The 19,050-nt window shown below is 69.1% G+C and carries 17 protein-coding genes and 1 tRNA gene; 7 read left to right on the top strand and 11 right to left on the bottom strand.

The genetic code is table 11. From position 1 onward, the window contains the following. Nucleotides 1-93: 93 nt before the first annotated feature. Entirely contained in the window at nt 94-834 is a 741-nt protein-coding gene (locus tag ACFQEY_RS15950) for a methyltransferase domain-containing protein (RefSeq protein WP_379770480.1), read from the bottom strand. After that, nucleotides 831-1,238 (bottom strand): nascent polypeptide-associated complex protein, encoded by a 408-nt coding sequence (locus tag ACFQEY_RS15945; protein ID WP_379770478.1) that lies wholly within the window; start codon nt 1,236-1,238, stop codon nt 831-833. The genes ACFQEY_RS15950 and ACFQEY_RS15945 overlap by 4 nt, the downstream gene beginning before the upstream one ends. A 132-nt stretch (nt 1,239-1,370) precedes the next feature. On the opposite strand from ACFQEY_RS15945, the gene ACFQEY_RS15940 reads away from it, so the two are divergent. Further along, on the top strand, nt 1,371-2,144 hold the full coding sequence (locus ACFQEY_RS15940; RefSeq protein ID WP_379770475.1) for a creatininase family protein: 774 nt from the start codon (nt 1,371-1,373) through the stop codon (nt 2,142-2,144). A 50-nt stretch (nt 2,145-2,194) separates the two neighbouring features. On the opposite strand, the gene ACFQEY_RS15935 is transcribed toward ACFQEY_RS15940, so the two are convergent. Further along, complete coding sequence (locus ACFQEY_RS15935) at nt 2,195-2,893, bottom strand: 6-hydroxymethylpterin diphosphokinase MptE-like protein (protein ID WP_379770473.1); 699 nt, start codon at nt 2,891-2,893, stop codon at nt 2,195-2,197. 174 nt (nt 2,894-3,067) lie between these two features. After that, on the bottom strand, nt 3,068-4,366 hold the full coding sequence (locus ACFQEY_RS15930) for a dihydropteroate synthase (RefSeq protein ID WP_379770471.1): 1,299 nt from the start codon (nt 4,364-4,366) through the stop codon (nt 3,068-3,070). Between the two features lie 350 nt (nt 4,367-4,716). Here ACFQEY_RS15930 and serS point away from each other — a divergent pair, with 350 nt between their 5' ends. After that, a complete protein-coding gene (gene serS, locus ACFQEY_RS15925; protein WP_379770468.1) occupies nt 4,717-6,087 on the top strand; it encodes a serine--tRNA ligase in 1,371 nt (456 codons plus the stop codon). Between the two features lie 36 nt (nt 6,088-6,123). Here the strand turns inward: serS and ACFQEY_RS15920 are convergent, their stop codons facing one another. The 3 genes from ACFQEY_RS15920 to ACFQEY_RS15910 all read right to left on the bottom strand — a co-directional run bounded on the left by ACFQEY_RS15920 (nt 6,124) and on the right by ACFQEY_RS15910 (nt 7,967). After that, nucleotides 6,124-6,528, bottom strand: a complete 405-nt coding sequence (locus tag ACFQEY_RS15920) for a MoaD/ThiS family protein (RefSeq protein ID WP_379770947.1) — start codon at nt 6,526-6,528, stop codon at nt 6,124-6,126. Nucleotides 6,529-6,924: 396 nt separating this feature from the next. After that, entirely contained in the window at nt 6,925-7,368 is a 444-nt protein-coding gene (locus tag ACFQEY_RS15915) for a CBS domain-containing protein (RefSeq protein ID WP_379770466.1), read from the bottom strand. Between the two features lie 104 nt (nt 7,369-7,472). Further along, nucleotides 7,473-7,967, bottom strand: a complete 495-nt coding sequence (locus ACFQEY_RS15910; protein ID WP_379770464.1) for a CBS domain-containing protein — start codon at nt 7,965-7,967, stop codon at nt 7,473-7,475. 207 nt (nt 7,968-8,174) lie between these two features. On the opposite strand from ACFQEY_RS15910, the gene ACFQEY_RS15905 reads away from it, so the two are divergent. Then, nucleotides 8,175-8,537, top strand: coding sequence for an iron chaperone (locus ACFQEY_RS15905; RefSeq protein WP_379770461.1), 363 nt, complete (start codon nt 8,175-8,177; stop codon nt 8,535-8,537). A gap of 15 nt (nt 8,538-8,552) precedes the next feature. Here ACFQEY_RS15905 and ACFQEY_RS15900 read toward each other — a convergent pair. Next, nucleotides 8,553-8,706, bottom strand: a tRNA-Met gene (locus ACFQEY_RS15900). Nucleotides 8,707-8,889: 183 nt separating this feature from the next. On the opposite strand from ACFQEY_RS15900, the gene ACFQEY_RS15895 reads away from it, so the two are divergent. Together ACFQEY_RS15895 and ACFQEY_RS15890 are read left to right on the top strand one after the other, a co-directional pair. Further along, entirely contained in the window at nt 8,890-10,191 is a 1,302-nt protein-coding gene (locus ACFQEY_RS15895) for a DUF7115 domain-containing protein (RefSeq protein WP_379770459.1), read from the top strand. 97 nt (nt 10,192-10,288) lie between these two features. Then, nucleotides 10,289-11,491, top strand: coding sequence for a mechanosensitive ion channel family protein (locus tag ACFQEY_RS15890; protein ID WP_379770457.1), 1,203 nt, complete (start codon nt 10,289-10,291; stop codon nt 11,489-11,491). Nucleotides 11,492-11,590: 99 nt separating this feature from the next. Here the strand turns inward: ACFQEY_RS15890 and mutL are convergent, their stop codons facing one another. Together mutL and mutS are read right to left on the bottom strand one after the other, a co-directional pair. Further along, nucleotides 11,591-13,327 (bottom strand): DNA mismatch repair endonuclease MutL, encoded by a 1,737-nt coding sequence (gene mutL, locus ACFQEY_RS15885; RefSeq protein ID WP_379770455.1) that lies wholly within the window; start codon nt 13,325-13,327, stop codon nt 11,591-11,593. Then, entirely contained in the window at nt 13,317-16,148 is a 2,832-nt protein-coding gene (gene mutS / locus ACFQEY_RS15880) for a DNA mismatch repair protein MutS (protein ID WP_379770453.1), read from the bottom strand. The genes mutL and mutS overlap by 11 nt, the downstream gene beginning before the upstream one ends. 157 nt (nt 16,149-16,305) lie before the next feature. Between mutS and ACFQEY_RS15875 the strand changes: the two genes are divergently transcribed. Continuing rightward, nucleotides 16,306-16,905: a DnaJ domain-containing protein gene (locus ACFQEY_RS15875; RefSeq protein WP_379770451.1), complete on the top strand. Its 600-nt coding sequence runs from the start codon at nt 16,306-16,308 to the stop codon at nt 16,903-16,905. A 27-nt stretch (nt 16,906-16,932) separates the two neighbouring features. Here the strand turns inward: ACFQEY_RS15875 and mobA are convergent, their stop codons facing one another. Beyond that, on the bottom strand, nt 16,933-17,688 hold the full coding sequence (gene mobA / locus ACFQEY_RS15870) for a molybdenum cofactor guanylyltransferase (protein ID WP_379770448.1): 756 nt from the start codon (nt 17,686-17,688) through the stop codon (nt 16,933-16,935). Between the two features lie 287 nt (nt 17,689-17,975). Between mobA and pdxS the strand changes: the two genes are divergently transcribed. Further along, on the top strand, nt 17,976-18,884 hold the full coding sequence (gene pdxS, locus ACFQEY_RS15865) for a pyridoxal 5'-phosphate synthase lyase subunit PdxS (RefSeq protein WP_379770446.1): 909 nt from the start codon (nt 17,976-17,978) through the stop codon (nt 18,882-18,884). Nucleotides 18,885-19,050: the final 166 nt, after the last annotated feature.

The following is a 19,050-nucleotide window of genomic DNA, read 5'->3' as shown; positions in this document are numbered from 1 at the left end:
CCGTGGCGACGCCAGCGAAAAGAACGTTGTGGCGAGGTCGGTGCCACTGCGCCGGTCGAACGTCGCTACCTGCGACCGGCCGTCGTCTCGGACTCAGGGTGCCCGCCCGAACACGAGGTAGCCGGTGTGGCCCACGCCCGCGGTCGAGGGGCGGGAGCCTCGCTCCGAGAAATCCATCTCCCGTTGGATCGTTTCGAGGGTTTCGACCCCTTCGAATCCGGCCTCGCGGGCGGCCAGCGCCGCCTCGCGGGTCCCCTCGACGAACGGGGAGTACACGGCGAGGTGGCCGCCAGGGACGAGGAGGTCGGCGGCGCGCTCGACGACCGCGGGCGCGTCGCCCGTGTCGAGCGTGAGCGCGTCGAACGAGTCCTCGTCCGCGAGGTCGTCGAGGGCCTCGGTGAGGTCGCCGGTCCGGACCTCGACGCGGTCGGCGACCCCGGCGGTCTCCATGTTCGCGCGGGCGACGTCGGCGAAGTCGGCGTCGACCTCGTAGGTCGTGACGTCGGCTCCCGCGCGGCCGAGGTAGGCGGAGAGGATCCCGGTTCCCGTTCCGGCATCGAGGACCCTGTCGCCGCCGGAGATCCCCGCGTGGCCCATTACGAGCCCCACGTCGCGAGGCATCATCGGCGCGCCCGTGCGTTCGAGGTGGTTGAAGAGATCGGGACCGCGGAGTTCCCGGGCCTCGAAGACCGTGCCGAGGTGCGTCTCGATCTCGTCGCCCCCCTCGACGTCCTCGGGAACCTCGATCACGCCGAGGTCGGTGCCGAACTCCTCGCCCGGTTCGAGCAGGTACTCCCGGTCCTCGTGGACCAGCAGGTACGCGGCGTCTGTCACTCCAGATCCGCGATGGCGGTCGCGAGGTCGCCGTCGGCGCTTTCGAGCGCCTCTCGGGCCGCCGACTGCGGGACGCCCGCGCGCTCGGCGACGAGCGCCACGTCCTCGTCGGGGATCGCGTCCGTCACGCCCGCGTCGCGTTCCGTCGCGTCGGGCGCATCGCCCTCGACCGCCGACGGGCTCCCGCCGGCGCTGGCGTCGTTCACTTCCTCCGGCGAGCCGACGATCTGGTAGGTCTCTTGACCCTGGGCGTCCATCTTGGTCACCTGGGCACCGTCGAAGACGAGGTCGCCGTCGGCCGTCTCGATGACGACCCGCTCGGCGTCGAGCTCCTCGACGTCGATCCCCATCTGTTTCATCATCTGTTTCATCTTCCGCGGGTTCATGCCGCCTCCTCCGAACATACCCGAGAGTTCGGCCGGACGGGACAAAAAGGGTGGCGACACGCGGCGACGGAGCGCCCCGCACGACCGAACCGACCCGACGAACGGAGGCGAGACGGCGGGTTTCATAGGCCCGACCCTCCATCCACGCGTATGTATCTCGCCGACCGGACCTGGCCGGAGCTGGGAGACGCGCTGTCGGAGGAGTCCGTCGCGGTCGTTCCGCTGGGATCGACCGAGCAGCACGGGCCGCACCTCCCGTTGGCGACTGACCATCTGATCGCGGAGGCGCTCGCGAGCGCGGCCGCCGACGAGACCGGCGTCGTCCGCACGCCAACGATCACCGTGGGCGTCAGCCCGCACCACCGGCAGTTCCCGGGCACGATGTGGGTCGATCCGCCGGCGTTCCGCGACTACGTCGAGAGCTTCACGCGGAACCTGACGTACCACGGGATCGACCGCGTCGTCTTCGTGAACGCTCACGGCGGCAACGTCCAGCACCTCCGGGAGGTCGGCCGCCGCCTCCACGAGGACGGGACCGCGTACGCGCTGGAGTGGATGTGGGACGAGTCGATCCCGGAGCTCGTCGACGACCTATTCGAGCATAACGGCCCGCACGCGGGCCCGAAGGAGACGGCGATGATCACCCACATCGCGCCCGAACTGGTCCGCGACGACCAGTTCGAGAACGCCCGTGACGGCGGGCTCGTCGACCTCGACGGATCCGATGCGATGGTCCACGGCGCGCGGACGTTCTACGACTCGATCGACAACTCCGCGAACGGCGCGTTCGGCGATCCGACCGACGTGACTCCCGAGAAGGCGGAGCAGTTGTTCGAAGCCGCTGCCGATCAGCTCGTGCAGTTGGTGGAGTGGCTCGACGCCCGCGATCGCGAGGAACTGCTTCCGAAGGACCGCGTCGCGTAGCCGCCCTTGCTGTCGTCCTCTCCGGGATTCACCGGCGCTACCACCGTCGTTCATCGATCCAGAATCGGGGCCAGCGCCGCGTCCAGGTCGTCCCGTCGGCCGTCGAGGATATCGAACCGCTCGCCGCGTCCGCGTTCGAGCCATCTGAGGAGTCGAGCGGCCCAGTCCAGCTTCCTCGCTTTCATCGGCCCGACGGCGGGGTCGTCGAAGTCCCAGCCGGGAAAGACGAGCCGGCCGGCACCGACGTGGTCGGCGAGGAAGGCGGCGCGGTCGCCGTCGGTGAAGCCCCCCGTGTTCGACACCGGCCCGACCGGTGCGGCTTGTGTCGTCACCAGCGTCCACTCGTCGTCGAAGCGCGGCAGCCACTCTCGGACCGCGGGGACGTTGTCGCCGTGGGCGTGCGCCGCGACCGGGACGCCCTCGCGCGTCAGCTCCGCGGCCGTCTCCGGGTTCTTGTCGAGGTCGGTCACCATGCAGTCGACGTCGACGCCGCGGTCGCGGAGGACGTCCGCGGCGGTGGAGGCGGCGACGACGACGTCCGCGTCGCGAGCGAGGTGGATGTCGTCGGCCAAGCGGGGTGCCGCCCCGGCGATTGCGACCGTCTCTCCGCGCCAGTCGCCGAGTCGACCGAGCGGGAACGGCGTCGCCAGCTCGGCGGCGACGTCTCGCGCTCGCTCATCCGCAACGCGCTCGAAGCCGAAATCATCGAGAATTGCCCGGTACACCGGCTCGAACGCGTCGAAATTCACGCCGAATCACGCTCCGCGACGGACGCCAAACCGTCCCGTCGCGGCGACGACGGACGGTGCAGTCGCTGGCGGAGTCGAATATGGTATGGGCCGGAGTAGCACAGAGTACCCCTACCCGCGTGCCCCTCCGGCGTCCAGTCGACTGATTGTCTACACGACGGCATAAACTTTCTCTTACTTAGAGCCCCCGACGATCGATTCCATCGCCGCGTCGAGCGGGGCCGAGACGCCCGAAACGGCCGCTTTGACGGCGGAGAGGGCGCTCGGCGTTCCGACGAGGAGTCCGGATCCCGAACCGGCGACGCCGCCGGCGTCAACGGCGTCGGAACCGCCCGCGGAACCGCCGACCGCATCGCCGCCGGGAGCGCCCCCGTCGGCCGCCGATAGCGGGACCCTCGTCTCGGCCGCTGAACCGGCGCGGACGAAGGCCGCCCTCGACGCGGCGGCGTGTTCCGAGCCGTCGTGGTCGCCCGCGGTGGCGGCCCGGAGCGCGCGGACCGCCGGGTCGGTCAGCGCGTCCAACTCGTACGTGTGAACCACCGCGTCTCCGGCCGGGGACCGTTCCGCGTCGAGCCGGTCGAGGTGTCGCTCCGCCTCGCGGACCGTCGTCACGTCGAGCTCCTCGACGGCGACGTCGCCGCCGTCGTGGTCCGAACGGGTCCGGTCGCGAGCGAGCTCAGCGCCGACCAGCGCCGCGTCGCGCGTCTCGGCCACGTCGTGGGTTCGGATCACGTGTGCGCCGCGCTCGACCGCCATCGACGTTGCCGCCAGCGAGACGGGGAGCGCCTCCGCCGTGGTCCGGTCGGCGATGGTCTTCAGGAAGCTCTTCCGGTTGATCGAGACGAGCAGGGGGCGACCGTAGCCGCTGAACTCGCGCAGCCGATGGAACGTCTCCCGGTCGTCCGCGTGGGTCTTCTCGGCCGACCAGCCGCCGAACGCGGGGTCGAGGATCGTCTTGTCGGTGAAGCCGTTCCGCGAGAGCGCGTCGTAGATCTCATCGACGTCTTCGACCGCGCCCGGCCGCTCCAAGTCGGGCGGGGAGGCCATCTTCGAGACGGCGGCGTCGTGTTCGCGGCAGACGCGGGGCATCTCCGGATCGGCGAACCCGCAGATGTCGTTGACCATGTCGAACCCGCGTGAGAGCGCCTCGTCGGCAACCTCGTGGTAGCGGGTTTCGATCGACCAGACCGCGTCGCCAGCGGTCGATTCGAGCGTCTCGATCGCGGTGTCTAGCCGGTCCAGCTCCTGTTCGGCCGAGAGCACGTCGAGGTCCTTATTCGCCGATTCGAGGCCGACGTCGACGATGTCGGCCCCTTCGCCGATCAGTTCCTCGTCGACGTAGGCGGCGGCCTCGCCCGGGTCGTCGTACACGCTCGGGTCGTACGGCGACTCCGCGGAGACGTTGAGCACGCCCATGATCCGCGGTGGGTGGTCGTCGCCGATCCCGAGCCCCGCGGCGTCCACGTTTCGCATACGCTCACCATGAGCGCGAGCGATATAAACGGGGCGAGTACCCGACGGCCTCGACGGAGATCCGATTTGGTGCCCGGTTGCGACGCCCGACAGACGAGGAGGGACGCGACGGAAGCCGAATCAGTGGACCGGCGCGCGCCTGCGGCCGAGTTGCGGGAGCGGTGCGGCCGAGTTGCGGGAGCGGTGCGGCCGAGTTACGGGAGCGGTGCGGCCGAGTTACGGGAGCGGTGCGGCCGAGGTGGGGCGTTGGCGGTGTTCGCCGCGTCGCCGACACCAACGATTGTTCATTCCGACGGGACGGTGCCGACGCTCCGATACGGTTTTGGGTCGTCCGGCGGAATCGACGACAAATGCTGTCTCGACAGTTCGTCCGGGAGAATCCCGAGGTCGTCCGCGAGGCGCTCGACAACAAGGGCGTCGACGTGGACCTCGACCGGATACTCGACGTCGACGAGGAGTGGCGGGAACTCAAGAGCCGCGGCGACGACTTGCGCCACGAGCGCAACGAGGTCTCCTCCACGATCGGCGACCTCAAACAGGCCGGCGAGGAGGCGGAGGCGCAGGAGGCCATCGAGCGCTCCCAGGAGCTCAAATCGGAGCTGCGGGCGATCGAGGAGCGCGCCGACGAACTGGAGACGGAGCTCGAAACGTCCCTGCTCGAGCTCCCGCAGATCCCCCAGGAGTCGGTTCCCGTCGGGGCCGACGAGTCCGAGAACGTCGAGGTGCGCCGCGAGGGGTTCGACGACCTTCGCGGGCTTCCCGACGACGTGGAGCCCCACTACGACCTCGGCGAAAAGCTGGAGATACTCGACTTCGAGCGCGGCGCGAAGGTCTCCGGCGGCGGGTTCTACGTCGCGAAGGGCGACGGGGCCCGGCTCGAACACGCCCTTATCCAGTTCATGCTCGACGTGCACCGCGAGCAGGGGTACCACGACGTGTTCCCGCCGATCCCGGTCAACTCAGACTCGATGCGGGGCACCGGCCAGCTTCCGAAGTTCACCGAGGACGCCTACCGTATCGAGGGGACGAACGAGGAGCCGTACGAGGACGACGACCTCTGGCTGCTCCCGACCGCCGAGGTGCCGGTCACGAACCTCCACCGGGACGAGATCTTACTCGGCGAGGACCTTCCGCTCAAGTACCAGGCGTACACGCCGAACTTCCGGCAGGAGGCTGGCGAGCACGGCACCGAGACTCGCGGGATCGTTCGCGTCCACCAGTTCAACAAGGTGGAGATGGTGAACTTCGTCCGGCCCGAGGAGAGCGACGAGCGCTTCCGCGGGCTCGTCGACGAGGCCGAGGAGGTGCTCCGCCGCCTCGAACTGCCCTACCGCGTGCTGGAGATGTGCACCGGCGACCTCGGATTCACGCAGGCGAAGAAGTACGACCTGGAGGTGTGGGCCCCCGCCGACGACATGGACGAGGGGCCCGAGGAGGGCGGGCGCTGGCTGGAGGTCTCCTCGGTCTCGAACTTCGAGGACTTCCAAGCGCGCCGCGCCGGAATCCGATACCGCGAGGAGCACCACGAGTCGGCCGAATTCCTTCACACGCTGAACGGCTCCGGGCTCGCGGTCCCCCGGATCGTCGTCGCCGTCTTGGAGTACTACCAGAACCAGGACGGCACGGTTACCGTTCCCGAGGCGCTGCGCCCGTACATGGGTGGCACCGAGGTCATCGAGGGCCACGACCCCGTCGGCGAGACGAAACTGGGCGGGGAATAGGCAGAACCGCGCCGACGGCGACGTTCGTCGGCATGATCAGCAACAGAACATGAACGGGTAGACGAGCGCGACGCGGTCGCCGTCTTCCAACGTCGTGTCGAAACCCTTCTCGTTCTCGTTGAAGCGGCCGTTCACGAGGATCCGGGCGTACGCGATGGTCTGTTCGCCGAGCGGGTTCTTCGTCCAGGTCCCGGGGAGCTCGTCGGGGGTCGGTGCCCAGCCGCCGTGCGTGGCGTCGGCTTCCGTCTCCGCGATGAGCATGTCTTGGAGCTGGGGGTACTCATCGAACAGCGCGTCGAGAAACTCGCGGAGCGTGTCGCCGGCGAACGCGTACTCGAACTCGTACGTCCCGAGTTCGGTGCGGACGTGACCGGTGCAGCGAACGGTGACCGTCGTCGCCGCTCTCGGCCCCCCGTCCGACTCCGAACCGCCAGCCGACATCGTTTCGACGTCCGATCTCTCCCCGTCATACGATTCGACGGCCGACCCGTCACCCGAGTCGGTGACCACCTCGCCTCCCGAGTCGGTGGCCACCTCGTTTCCCGAGTCGGTGGCCACCTCGTTTCCCGAGTCGGTGACCACCTCGTCGCTCGATCTGTCGACTGTCCTTTCGGCGGTCGCCGTCGACTCGTGACCGGCTGGCATACGCTATCGTACGTCTCGCTCGGGGGTAAGCCACCGCACGAACACGTTCGCCTGCTGATCGCGGAAGCGTGGTTCGTGTCTCAAGCGCCACCGCCGATACCCGAGAGAGTCATCGATCCGGCCGGCGGGGTGTTCACGGCGACCGCAACGGTCACGGTCGTGACGGTCACGACCTCGACGACCACGATCCCCTCAGTCGTCGAGTCGATCGTTCCGGTTCGACCAGTTCGCCGCGTCGGACGCGAGATCCCGAACTTCCCGCCTGATACCGGCGTAGTTGTCGACGACGTCCTGCGTCGTGACGATCCCCACCGGGCGCATGTCCTCGACGACGACGAGCTTTTTCACACCCTCGGACCGCATCCGATCGGTCGCGGTTCGAAGCGTCATCGTCGGTTGGATCGTCGCGACCGGGGAGGTCATCGCCTTCCGGAGCGGGATCGCCGAGAAGGGGTCGTCCGTCGCGTACCCCGCGTGGAGCGCGTCGGCCTCGGTCGCGATCCCGGCCGGCGATCCGCCGTCGGTGACGATCACGCTCCCGACGCGGTTCCGGAGCATCCGCTCCGCGGCGTCCCGCACCGACGCGTCGACGTCGCAGGTGACGAGCTCCGTCGACATCACCTCCTCGACGAGCATACGCCCCGATACTCGGGCGATCCACTTGAGAACGGGGGTCGATCCGCCCGGCGTTCGGAGAGCGGATGAGACGGGCCGTCGCTCGCGGCGGGTAGATATCCGATCTACGCCAGTCGGCGGTCCCTGAACGCGCGGATCACGTCTTGGCGGGCGATGATACCGACGATCGCTCCGTCGTCGTCGACGACCGGCACGCGGTTGATGTTCGGGTCGTCCCCGGAGAGCAGGTCGAGCACGTCGTCCACGTCCGTCTCTGGGGTGACCGTCGCGACGGCAGTGCTCATCACGTCGGCAATCGGGCGGTCGGCGTTGCGGACCATGTCGACGCCCAGATCGATGTCTGCCCACGGCGCTTTCACCTGATACGTGAGCGTGTCGACGAACGGGGGGAGTCCGATGGGAATCCACAGCGTCTCGTCGTCCGGCTCGAACAGGTCGACGAGATCCGACTCGGTGACGACGCCGACGACGCGCCCGTCCTCGTCGACCACGGGGAACCCGCTGAACGGGTACCGGGCGAACCGCTTGAACACGTCGGCCACGTCGTCGTCGGGGGCGACCGTCTTCACGTCGGTCTCCATCAGGTCACGGGCTTGCATACGGTCGTGGTCGCGGCCGGCACCCGTAGGCGTTTCGGCCGACCCCGCCGACGTACCGGTGGGACGGCCCCGACGAGACTCCGAGGTCGCTACGATCGCCGTACCCCAGGCGTCTCGAAGGAAAAGACGGGCGGTTCGACGGGATCGTGGGATCCGCAGGGTTCACTTACGATGCGGTCACCCGTATGTGGATCACGGTGATGGAACATGTCTGAGATAACCGATGTGGATTCATATATTTCCGATGCGGACGAAAACGCCCGGCCGACGCTCGAAGCGCTCCGCGGGATGATCAAATCGGCGGTTCCCGAGGCGGAGGAGGAGATACGCTACAACGTCCCGTTCTATACGTTTCACGGAACCCACGTCGGCATTGGCGCATTCGAGAACCACGCTACCTTCGGTATTGGCGCAGACGCGCTTGGTAGTGAAGACCGCAAAAGGCTCGAAGAAGAGGGGTACAAAACCGGAAAGGAGACCATACAGATCGGATACAACCAAGCGGTGCCGATCGCGGAGCTCACGCAACTTCTGGAAGCGAAAGTGGAAGCAGCCAGAAAATCGCAGTGACGACAGATTGTTGAGTGGCCGGGGTGGGCTCCGAACCCACGATCTCCGCATGTCCCAGGTCCGAGGCTCGGCGGAGCCACGGGAAGGACGCGGACGCTTCCAAGGCGTCACCGCACCGAATCTCCGAACCCTATGAGTGCGGCGCTATGTCCAGCTAAGCCACCCGGCCTCACCTTCCCGTACCGCGATGAAACCCTTTAACCTTCCCATCCGTCGGAAGGGTGCGAACCGGTGACAGAGTCCGAAGGAGGCGCTTCGCGGCGGTGCTCAGTCCGACGCGGCCGGGCGCGGCGTCCGGCACCGGCGTCGCGGACCCCGCGGATTTATGCCCGACGGGTCGAATCTCCGGGATATGAGTCTTCCCGACCTGCTCGCGGGGACCGTCGGCGACGAGGACGTCGTCGCCGAGATCTCGCTCGGGGGAGCCGACCGACTCGCGGTCACGCCGACGCGGACCCTCGTCTACCGGGGCGACGGGCTGCTGTCGGACGAGTCCGTCGAGGAGTACTCCCACGACGTCGAGCGCATCGCGGTCTCGACGGGCCGCCGCAAGGCGAAACTCACCCTCAGTTACGGCCTCGACGGCGACGAGACCATCTCCGTGCCGGCGAAGCGCGCCGACGACGTGCTCCATCCGATCCTCGCGGGCGTCCTGTCCGCGACGGGCGTCACCGACCCCGGCGAATCGGTCGTGCGGACCTTCCGCTTCTCCGAGCTGACTCTCGTCGTCACCAGCGACCGGCTCGTCAAACACGTCGGCTCAGCGGTCTGGGACCCGGAGTTCGAGGAGTTCCCCTACGCCGATCTCACCGATCTCGACTTCGAGGAGGGGACCGTCGCGACCGCGGTCGTGCTCGCCCACGACGGCCGCTCGGAGCGGTTCAAGGCTCCCAACGAATCCGCGCGCGCCGTCCGGGAGACTCTCGTCGACGCGGTGTGTTCGTTCCGCGGCGTCGACAGCCTCGAGGAATTCCGGGTGACCGTCGCCGACGACGAGGGCGACGGCTCCGAGGGCGGAGACGGTGCGGACGAGACCGGGGGGACCACCGACTTCGGTGAAGGCCCCGATCCCCTGTCGGCGTCGCCCGTCGCCGACGCGGAGGCGGAAGCGGAGGCGGGTGGTGAGGCGAAGACAACGGCGGAGTCGGAGATCCCGACGCCGGCCGGGTCTGCGGACGAATCGGACGCGGATCCGACGCCCGCAGATTCAAGCCCGGCAGATCAGACGCCTGATGATTCGGAGTCCCACGCGGACGCAGCTGTCGATCGCGACGCGAGCGCGCCCCCCTCGGCGGGTGACGACACGGTCGCCACTCGCGGGGAGAACGCCGACCGGCTCGATGCCGACCCGCTCGACGGAGATTCGGTCGGCCGCGACCCTCTCGACGACGCCCCTCTCGACGGCGACTCGGTCGACGGCGACTCGATCGAGGGTGGCTCAGAAGGTGGCCGACCGGCCGATGGCGATTCGATCGAGGCATCCGACGCGGACGCTTTCGACGGCTCGCCGTTCGAGAGTGCCGGCGTCGAGGACGAGGACCTCGCGACGGAGGTTGCCGCGCTCCGTCGGACCGTCGAGACTCAATCCGAACGACTCGACAGGCAGTCGGCCCTCATCGAACAGCTGATCGAGGAGCTTCGTCGCGGACGCTGATTGTCTCGGCCGCCCTCCCCCGAGGTCGTTCGGAACCGTTCTCCGAATCGATAGCCGCAGGGCATCATTTATGGGCGACAGGACGAAGATACCGAAAGTGACCGCACAACTGGGCCCCCAACTCGACGCGTTGTTGGGGAGCATCGCGACGACGGAAGCGCGCGTGGCCGCGACGGCCGGAATCCTGCTCGCGACGGCCGCCGTCGGATGGCTACTTCTCCCACGAGCCGTGCGAGCCGGTGAACGTCTGGCGTCGCGCTGGCTGGAGCGCTTCTTCGACGACCGCGGAGAGCACTCGATCGAGACCCTCCGGGAGGCCGTTCCGGTCTCGTTCGGGCTGCGGTTACTCGTCGGGATCCTCCAACTGGCGCTGTTCGCGGCGGCGACGGTCGCGATCCTCGCGCTGTGGGGCCGGTTCGCCGTCGTCGTCGCGGTGCTCCCCGTCGCGGAGAGTCTCGTCACGGTCGGAGCACGGACGCTCCTCTCCGCGCTGTTGTTCGGTGCGGCGTACGTCGCGAGCGACGTGTTATCGGAATACGTCTCGGAGCTGTCCGACGACAGCGATCGGATCACGGCCCATCAAGAGCAACTGCTCACCCGGATCATGCAGGTCGGCGTGCTCGCCGTGGCGGGCGTGACCGTCCTCGGTATCTGGGGCGTGAATCTCGGGGGCCTCCTCGTCGGAGCGGGATTCCTCGGGATCGTGCTCGGGATGGCTGCCCGCCAGACCCTGGGGTCGCTCATCGCCGGCTTCGTCCTGATGTTCGCGCGCCCGTTCGAGATCGGCGACTGGGTCGAGATCGGCGACGAGGAGGGGTTCGTCACCGACATAACCATCATGAACACCCACATGCGGAACTTCGACGGGGAGTACGTCGTGGTGCCGAACGACCTCGTCACCAACCAGGCGATCACGAACCGGAGCCGGGAGGGCCGACTCCGGATTCACATGGAAGTGGGGATCGGCTACGACGACGACCCCGACGCCGCGAGCGACATCGCCGAGGACGTGTTGGAGAACGTGAATACGATCGCGAACAACCCCGCGCCGTACGTGATCCCGTCGGGGTTCGGCGACTCCGCGATCCTGCTCGACCTCCGCTTCTGGATCGACCCGCCGACGCCGCAGGCGCGGTGGCGCTCGAAGGCGACCGCCGTCGAGGAGATTCAGCGACGCTTCGCCGAAGCGGGCATTTCGATCCCGTACCCGCAGCGGACGGTGTCGTTCCCGCCGGGGACCGCCGCGGGCGATGAAACGGTCGAGCGCGTCGAGCGCGTCGAGGGGCCGGAGGACGGTTGACGCCGTCCAGATTCCGACGGATTCCGCCCGGCTCCGGCGATTCCTCGGGCGAGTGACCGAGCGATGCAGGCGAGGGGACGTGACGACGGCCGCGACCGCTCATCGATCCCGCTCGAAACCCGCCGCGAACGTCGCCTCGTCGACGGCGAGCACGGTCGGTCGCCCGTGCGGACACGCGTAGGGGCGCTCGCACTCTCCGAGTCGGTCGAGCAGCGAGCGGAGGTCTCCGCCGCTCAGACCGTCGATCTCGCCGCGCTTCAGCGACGGGTGACAGGCCAGATCCGCGAGCAGCGCGTCGCGGGCGTCACGCGGCGACTCTCCGCTCGATACCGTCGCGAGCGCGTCGCGGAACGCGGCCGCGTCGGCCGATCGCCCGAACGGCGCGGGGACGGACCGAAGACGAACCGTTCCCCCGCCGAACGGCTCCGTCTCGAACCCGAGCGCGGCGAGGGCGTCCGCGTGCGCCTCCGCGGCCGCCGCCTCGTCGGCCGACAGCGAGACGGTCGCGGGCGGATCGAGCGCGGCGGTCGGCACCGGATCATCGTCGAACGCGCGGGCGAACCGCTCGTAGTTCACCCGCTCGTGGGCGGCGTGACCGTCGACGACGAGCAGATCGTCTCCGGCCTCGACGAGGACGTAGAGGTCCCGAAACGTCCCGATCGGGTCCGCGTCGGCGAACGCGGCGGGACGGCCCCCATCTCCGTCGCCGACGGGGTCGAGCGCGGAGCCGAGGTCGGTGTCCACGTCCGACTTCCGCCGGAGGTCCGCACCGGTGAGCGCGTCGCCGACGGCGGATTCGACGGCGTCCGCGATCGGATCGGCGTCGCGAATCCCGACCTCTCGCTTCGCGGGGTGAACGTTCGGGTCGACGCGGGTCGGCGGAACGCCGACGTCGATCGCCGCGACCGGCTCTCGCCCGTCGGGGAGCAGCCGGTCGTACCCCGCCCGGATCGCCGCCGCGAGCCGATCGTTCCGGACCGGTCTGCCGTTCACCGAGACGCGGACGTGATCTCGGGAGGAACGGGTGATCGAGGGGTACGCGAGCGCGCCGGAGACGGCCACCGAGATCGGTCCGTCGCCCGTCGCGACCTCGGCGCTCGCGGACAGCTCCGTCGACCGGCTCGCCGTCTCGCGGTCGTAGACGCCGAACACCGCGTCGGTGAGTCCGGAACCGGGCGTCGACAGCGTCGTCGACCCGTCGTGGTCCAGCGTGAACGCGACTTCGGGGTTCGCGAGCGCGTAATCGGCGACGAGCGACGAGATTCGAGCGAACTCGGCGGACGCCCCCGAGAGGGACTCACGACGCGCGGGTCGGGTCGCGAACAGGTCCTCGACGACGACCGTAGTGCCGCGGGCCCGGCCGGCGTCCGAGACGGCGGGGGGCCGCGATCCGTCCCGCTCCGCGGTCGTTCCGTCGACGACGACGCGCGTCCCGACCGCGCCGCCGTCGCTCGTCGTCAGTTCGAGCCGCGCGGCCTCTGCGATCGCGGCCAGCGCCTCCCCGCGGAATCCGAACGAGTCGATGCCGACGGGATCGCCGTCCGGGTCCAGCTTGCTCGTCGCGTGCCGCTCGACCGCGCGACGGGCGTCCTCGCGGGCCATCCCGCAACCGTCGTCGCCGACGCGGAGACGGTCGGTGCCGTCGCCGTCGACCGCCACTTCGACGCGGGAGGCGTCGGCGTCCAGCGCGTTGTCGATCAGTTCGCCGACGACACGGGCCGGACGAGTGACCACCTCGCCGGCGGCGATCCGATCGACGGTGGCGGGGTCGAGTCTGCGGACGCGGTCCGACCCCACCTGGTCGCTCCCGTCCGTAGCGCGTTTCTCACCCGTCATCGTCCACTCGCGACTGGAGGCCGTGGAGGGCGTTCAGCGCCTCGATCGGCGTCATCCTGGCGAGATCGAACTCGCGGAGGGCGGCTGCCAGATCGGTCTCGGGATCGGTCTCGGGATCGGATGGGTGGTCGGGAAGGGCGTCACTACCGATGTCGTTTCCGTCGGACGCGTCGCCCTCGGATCGGGCCCCGGTCGCGGAGTCGGAGTCGCCCGTCTCCGCGTCGCCTGTCTCCGCATCCCCCGTCTCCGCGTCGCCCGTCTCCGCGTCGGGCGTCTCAGGTGTCACGAGGCCGCGTGATCGCTCGACGACGGGCGCGGGAACGCCGGCGAGCTCGGCGACCTCGACCCCGTACGACGAAGAGGAGGCACCGGGGACGACGCGGTGGAGGAACGTCACGTCGCCGTTCTCGCGGGTCGCGGTGAAGTGGAGGTTGAAGGCGCGTTCGCGCTCGTTGGCGAGGTCGGTAAGCTCGTGGTAGTGGGTCGCGAAGAGCGCCGTCGCCCCCAACTCGTCGTGGATGAACTCGGCCGCGGCGCGGGCGATGGCGCGTCCGTCGGTCGTGGCGGTGCCGCGACCCACCTCGTCGAGGAGGACGAGCGAGTCCCGCCCGGCGTCGTGGAGGATCTCCGTCAGCTCGCTCATCTCTCGCATGAACGTCGACTGGCCCCCGGCGATGTCGTCTGAGGCACCGACGCGGGTGAACAGCCTATCGAAGACGGGGAGCGAGGCCGCTTGCGCCGGGACGAACGAGCCGGTCTGCGCGAGCACGACCGCGAGCGCGACCGACCGCATGTACGTCGACTTCCCGCTCATGTTCGGGCCCGTGATCACCGCGATCGACCCGCGCGGGAGGTCGGCGTCGTTCGGGACGAAGGAGTCCGAAGCGCGCTCGACGACCGGATGCCGACCGCCCTCGATCGCGACGCCGGCGTCCGGGTCGTCGACAATCTCCGGACGGACGTAGTCCGACTCGACGGCGACGGTCGCGAGCGAGCAGAGGGCGTCGAGGGACGCGAGCGCGTCCGCCAGGTCCTGTATCCGCTCGGTCTCGTCGGCGACGCGCTTGCGGACGTCGGTGAACAGCTCGTACTCCAGGGCGTCTGCGCGCTCGGACGCCCCAGCGATCTGCTCCTCGCGCTCTTTCAGCGCCGGGGTGTAGTAGCGCTCGCTGTTCTTGAGGGTCTGTCGCCGACGGTAGTCGTCCGGGACCCGACCGAGGTTGGCGTCGGTCACCTCGATGTAGTATCCGTGGACCTGGTTGTGTCCGACCGACAGCGAGTCGATACCGGTACGCTCGCGCTCCGCCGCCTCCAGGTCGGCGACCCACTCGCGCCCCTCGCGTTCGGTCGCGCGAAGAGCGTCGAGGTCGCCATCGAATCCGTCCCGGATCACGCCGCCATCGGTGATCTCCGTCGGCGGATCGACCGCGATCGACTCGTCGATCAGATCGCGGATCTCGCCCAACTCGTCGAGGCGGCCGCGGAGGTCCCGCAGGTGGGCGGTTCGGGGGAGATCGCCGTCGTCTTCCTCGTGGAACCCGGCGCCCGCGCCCTCCGCCCCGGAACGGGTCCCGGAAAGGGTCGCTTTCAGCTCCGGCACGACCGCGAGCGTCGCGTGCAAGGACCTGAGATCCCGGGCGTCGGCCCGCTCCCGGGAGATCCGTCCCACGAGCCGTTCGAGATCGTAGGCGGCCCCGAGCGCGTCAGCGACCCCCTCGCGGACGAGCGTGCGGTCGGTCAGTTCGCCCACCGCGTCGTGGCGGTCTTGGATCGCGTCGGCGTCGACGAGGGGCCGCCGGAGCCAGCGCTCCAGACAGCGCCGGCCGAGCGCACAGCTCGTCTCGTCAAGGGCGTCGAACAGGGTGTCGCTCGCGCCCAACCCGCGATTCTCGAACAGTTCGAGGCTGCGCTGGGCGGCCGCGTCGAGCCGAAGCCGATCCCTGGGGTCGTACCGCCGGATCCGGGTGACGTACGAGAGTGGTCCGGCGTCGCCCTGCGTGTACTCGGCGTACGCGAGGACCGCCCCCGCCGCTCGTAGTTCCGCGTCGCCGTCGAACCGCCGGTCAGGCGCGGGCAGGTACGGCTCCAGCCGCTCGATCGCGGCTCGCCGGTCGAAGACCGCAGAGTCGTACGCGTGGGTTTCCCAGCCGCGCTCCGCGTCGGTAGGCGAGAAATCGGAGGCGTCGGGCCCCGCGATCAGCTCTGCGGGGGCGATCCGATCGAGTTCCCCGGCTATCGCGTCGCGATCGCCCGCGGTGACGAGACACTCGCCGGTCGAGACGTCGACGGCGGCCAGGCCGACGCGTCGATCGCCGACACCACCGGCGACGTCGCTCGCGTTGCGATTCACGTCGCCGTCCTCGGATCCGTCGGCCGCAACCGCCGCGACGTAGTTGGTCGTCCCCGCGTCGAGGAGGTCGTCCTCGACGACGGTCCCCGGCGTGATCACCTCCGTGACGGCGCGGTCGACCAGTCCGGACGCCTGTTCGGCGTCCTCGACCTGGTCCCCGATCGCGACGCGGTAGCCCGCGTCGAGCAGCGATTCGAGGTAGGGCGCGGCGTTGTCGATCGGGACGCCGGCCATCGGGTAGTCGCCGGTCGAGTCGGAGCGTTCCGTGAGCGTCACCTCGCAGACGTGGGCGAGGGCCGCCGCGGCCTCACAGAATGCCTCGTAGAAGTCTCCGACTTGGAACAACACGAGCGCGTCCTCGTGGGCCGCACACAGGTCCGCGTACTGCGAGAGCATCGGCGTGAGATCCTCGCGCGCGGCAGCGATTCCCGGCGGGATCCCCGTCACCGTCTCTCGATCCGCGGTCGGCATACCATGGATCCCGTCGCCCGCGGTCATAAACGGTGCGGAGGAGAACCGAGGGGAAATAGGGGAAGGAGAACGATGTGGAGGGGACGATGCGGAGACGACTAATCCGACAACGCCACCGCCCGGGAGCCTTACAACGCTGGGTCCCCGATCGGGATCCGTGACGAATCGCGCGATCGTCGTCGGCGTGGCAGCGACGTTCATCGGGCTGACCGCCCTGATGCTCGTCGCCGGGGTCGTCGTCTCCCCGATCCTGCTGGCGGTCGCCGTCCCGTTTGGCGTCGTCTCGTACGTGCTCTGGTACCACGCCAGCGGACGGCTTCGCGACCGCGTCCGTCGCGAGGCAGCCCGCGTGGGACCGGCCGACCGCGAACGAGCCCGCCAGCGCGCCGGGGCCGCGGAACACCGTCGATCCGCGCACCGCCGGTCCGCGCATCGCCGGTCTGCAAACCGGCGAGCGGAAGCGGCCAGCGGTGGGTTCGGCGGCGGATTCGGAGGCGGATTCGGCGGCGGGGCGGCCGGTGGAGACGCCGGCCCTCGCGCGGGCGGAGACGGCGATCCTCGCGACCGATCACCCCCGGCGACCGGGATGAGCGAACGCGACGCCTACGAGACGCTCGGGCTCGATCGAACAGCCGATCGGGACGCCATCCGATCGACGTACCGCGAGCGGGCGAAGCGGCTCCATCCCGACGGGGAAGACGGCGACGAGGAGGCGTTCAAGGAGTTGAACGAGGCGTACGAGGTTCTCACGGACTGATCCGAATGTCGGCGGTCGTAGCCGGCGTCACCGATCGCCCAGCGCGTCGGTCACGGCGCTGTTGGCCTCCGCGAGCTCCGCGCGCGTGTTCACGTTCGTGAACGTGCGTTCGGTCGTCCGCGAGCGGATGGTCTCGTCGTCGACGACGACGTAGTCGAGCTCGTCGAGCGGCGACAGGATCTTCCGTTCTCCGCGGGAGAGCGCGCGGTCGCAGGCGGCGGCCATCGGAGCCGCGCGGTATACCGCCTGCGTCGTTTGGAACCACCGATCGTCGAGCCGCGGTACCGCCGCGTCGTGGCCCGCTGCTTCGTTGTCCGCCGCGTCGTGGCCCCCTGTTTCGTTGTCCGCCGAGACACGATCCCCCACGCGGTGGCCCGCCGCGTCCGAAACGAGTGACGCGACGAACGCGGGATCGACGAAGGGCATGTCGCAGGCGACGAGGGCGACGTACTCTCCGGGGGCGGCCTGACAGGCGTTCAGGATCCCGGCCACCGGTCCGAGGTCGAGCTCGTCGTCGAGCGCCCATCGAACGGGGAGCGGGTGGCCGTCGAGCGCGTCGGCTATCGCGTCCCGCTGGTCGGGCCGGCAGTTGATCACGAGGTCGTCGACCGCGGGGTCGCCGCTCGCCGCGCGCGACGCGCCCGGCGGGATCGGGTCGTCAGCGCCGGCGAGTCTGTCCGCGACCCGGCGTATGAGCGGGACGCCGGCGAGCTCGGCCACCGACTTGTCTGCGTCGCCGAAGCGCGTCGAGCGCCCCCCGGCGACGATGGCTCCGGTCGTCACGGCCGGATCTGCGGCGGCCGGGGACTTTGCGGTTGCGGTGGGGTGTTGGTTGCGATGGGATGGTGGTTGCGATGGGATGGTGGTTGCGATGGGATGGTGGTTGCGATGGGATGGTGGTTGCGATGGGATGGTGGTTGCTGTGGGGTGTTGGTTGCGGTGGTTTCGGTGCGGCGGTGACGCCAGTGAGTCGGGAGCGGCGCGAGACCCGTCCATATCGCGAGCCCGGTCGCCGCACGAAATCCGGCCGAAAGCGACTCGTTAAGTGGCGCGCGTCGAAACCCGTCGGTATGTCCGAGGCCACGGATCTGGAGGAGCTAAAGCGGGGTACCGACCTCATCAAGCGCGGCTTCGCGCGGATGCAGAAGGGCGGAGTCATCATGGACGTCGTCACCCGCGAGCAGGCGAGGATCGCAGAGGACGCCGGCGCGGTAGCCGTGATGGCGCTGGAAGCGGTCCCGGCCGACATCCGCAAGCGCGGCGGCGTCGCCCGGATGCCCGATCCGACAAACGTCACCGAGATCATCGACGAGGTGTCGATCCCGGTGATGGGGAAATCCCGGATCGGCCACCGCAAGGAGGCGGAGATCCTGGAGTCGCTCGGCGTCGACATGATCGACGAGTCGGAGGTCCTCACGCCCGCCGACGACGAGTACCACATCGACAAGCGCGATTTCGCCTCCCCGTTCGTCTGCGGCGCACGCAACCTCCCCGAGGCGCTCCGCCGGATTCGAGAGGGCGCGGCCATGATCCGAACCAAGGGCGAGGCCGGCACCGGCGACGTCAACCAGGCCGTCCAGCATCAACGCACCATCAAGAACCAGATTCGGACGCTCATGGGCCTCAACCACGAAGAGCGAGAGGAGTGGGCTCGCGCGCACGGCGCTCCCCACGACCTCGTCCACGAGACCGCCGAAGCCGGACGGCTCCCGGTCGTCAACTTCGCGGCCGGTGGGATCGCGACGCCCGCGGACGCCGCCCTGATGATGTATCACGGCTGTGACGGCATTTTCGTCGGTTCCGGTATCTTCGGCGCGGAGGACCCGGTCGAGATGGGTAACGCCATCGTCGAGGCCGTCAACAACTGGGACGACCCCGACGAGCTGGCCGACATCGCCTCCGGGATCGGCAAGGGGATGAAGGGTCAGTCGAACGCGGACATCCCCGAGGAAGAGCGCCTGCAGGGCCGCGGCGTCTGACCGCCTCTTCGAGAATCGTCCCTTCGAGAATTGCTTCGTTGGGTCTGTTGAAGTCCTATTTTCCAGATCCAACACGGGATGGAACAATCACTCGCTGGAGATTTCCCCTTGATCAATTGCGGGAGTGGGTATCTCAGTGTGTTGGAGAGAGCATTTATAACTGAAC

The organism is Halorubrum trueperi (assembly GCF_042662525.1).
GTDB lineage: Archaea > Halobacteriota > Halobacteria > Halobacteriales > Haloferacaceae > Halorubrum > Halorubrum trueperi.
This window is presented reverse-complemented; position numbering and strand designations above follow the sequence as displayed.

Excerpts from the sequence above, each read along its gene's own strand:
- ACFQEY_RS15945 (WP_379770478.1), bottom strand. The coding sequence starts at position 1,238 with ATGTTCGGAGGAGGCGGCATGAACCCGCGGAAGATGAAACAGATGATG.
- ACFQEY_RS15940 (WP_379770475.1), top strand. The coding sequence starts at position 1,371 with ATGTATCTCGCCGACCGGACCTGGCCGGAGCTGGGAGACGCGCTGTCG.
- ACFQEY_RS15930 (WP_379770471.1), bottom strand. The coding sequence starts at position 4,366 with ATGCGAAACGTGGACGCCGCGGGGCTCGGGATCGGCGACGACCACCCA.
- serS (WP_379770468.1), top strand. The coding sequence starts at position 4,717 with ATGCTGTCTCGACAGTTCGTCCGGGAGAATCCCGAGGTCGTCCGCGAG.
- ACFQEY_RS15920 (WP_379770947.1), bottom strand. The coding sequence starts at position 6,528 with ATGTCGGCTGGCGGTTCGGAGTCGGACGGGGGGCCGAGAGCGGCGACG.
- ACFQEY_RS15915 (WP_379770466.1), bottom strand. The coding sequence starts at position 7,368 with ATGCTCGTCGAGGAGGTGATGTCGACGGAGCTCGTCACCTGCGACGTC.
- ACFQEY_RS15910 (WP_379770464.1), bottom strand. The coding sequence starts at position 7,967 with ATGCAAGCCCGTGACCTGATGGAGACCGACGTGAAGACGGTCGCCCCC.
- ACFQEY_RS15905 (WP_379770461.1), top strand. The coding sequence starts at position 8,175 with ATGTCTGAGATAACCGATGTGGATTCATATATTTCCGATGCGGACGAA.
- ACFQEY_RS15895 (WP_379770459.1), top strand. The coding sequence starts at position 8,890 with ATGAGTCTTCCCGACCTGCTCGCGGGGACCGTCGGCGACGAGGACGTC.
- mutL (WP_379770455.1), bottom strand. The coding sequence starts at position 13,327 with ATGACGGGTGAGAAACGCGCTACGGACGGGAGCGACCAGGTGGGGTCG.
- mutS (WP_379770453.1), bottom strand. The coding sequence starts at position 16,148 with ATGCCGACCGCGGATCGAGAGACGGTGACGGGGATCCCGCCGGGAATC.
- pdxS (WP_379770446.1), top strand. The coding sequence starts at position 17,976 with ATGTCCGAGGCCACGGATCTGGAGGAGCTAAAGCGGGGTACCGACCTC.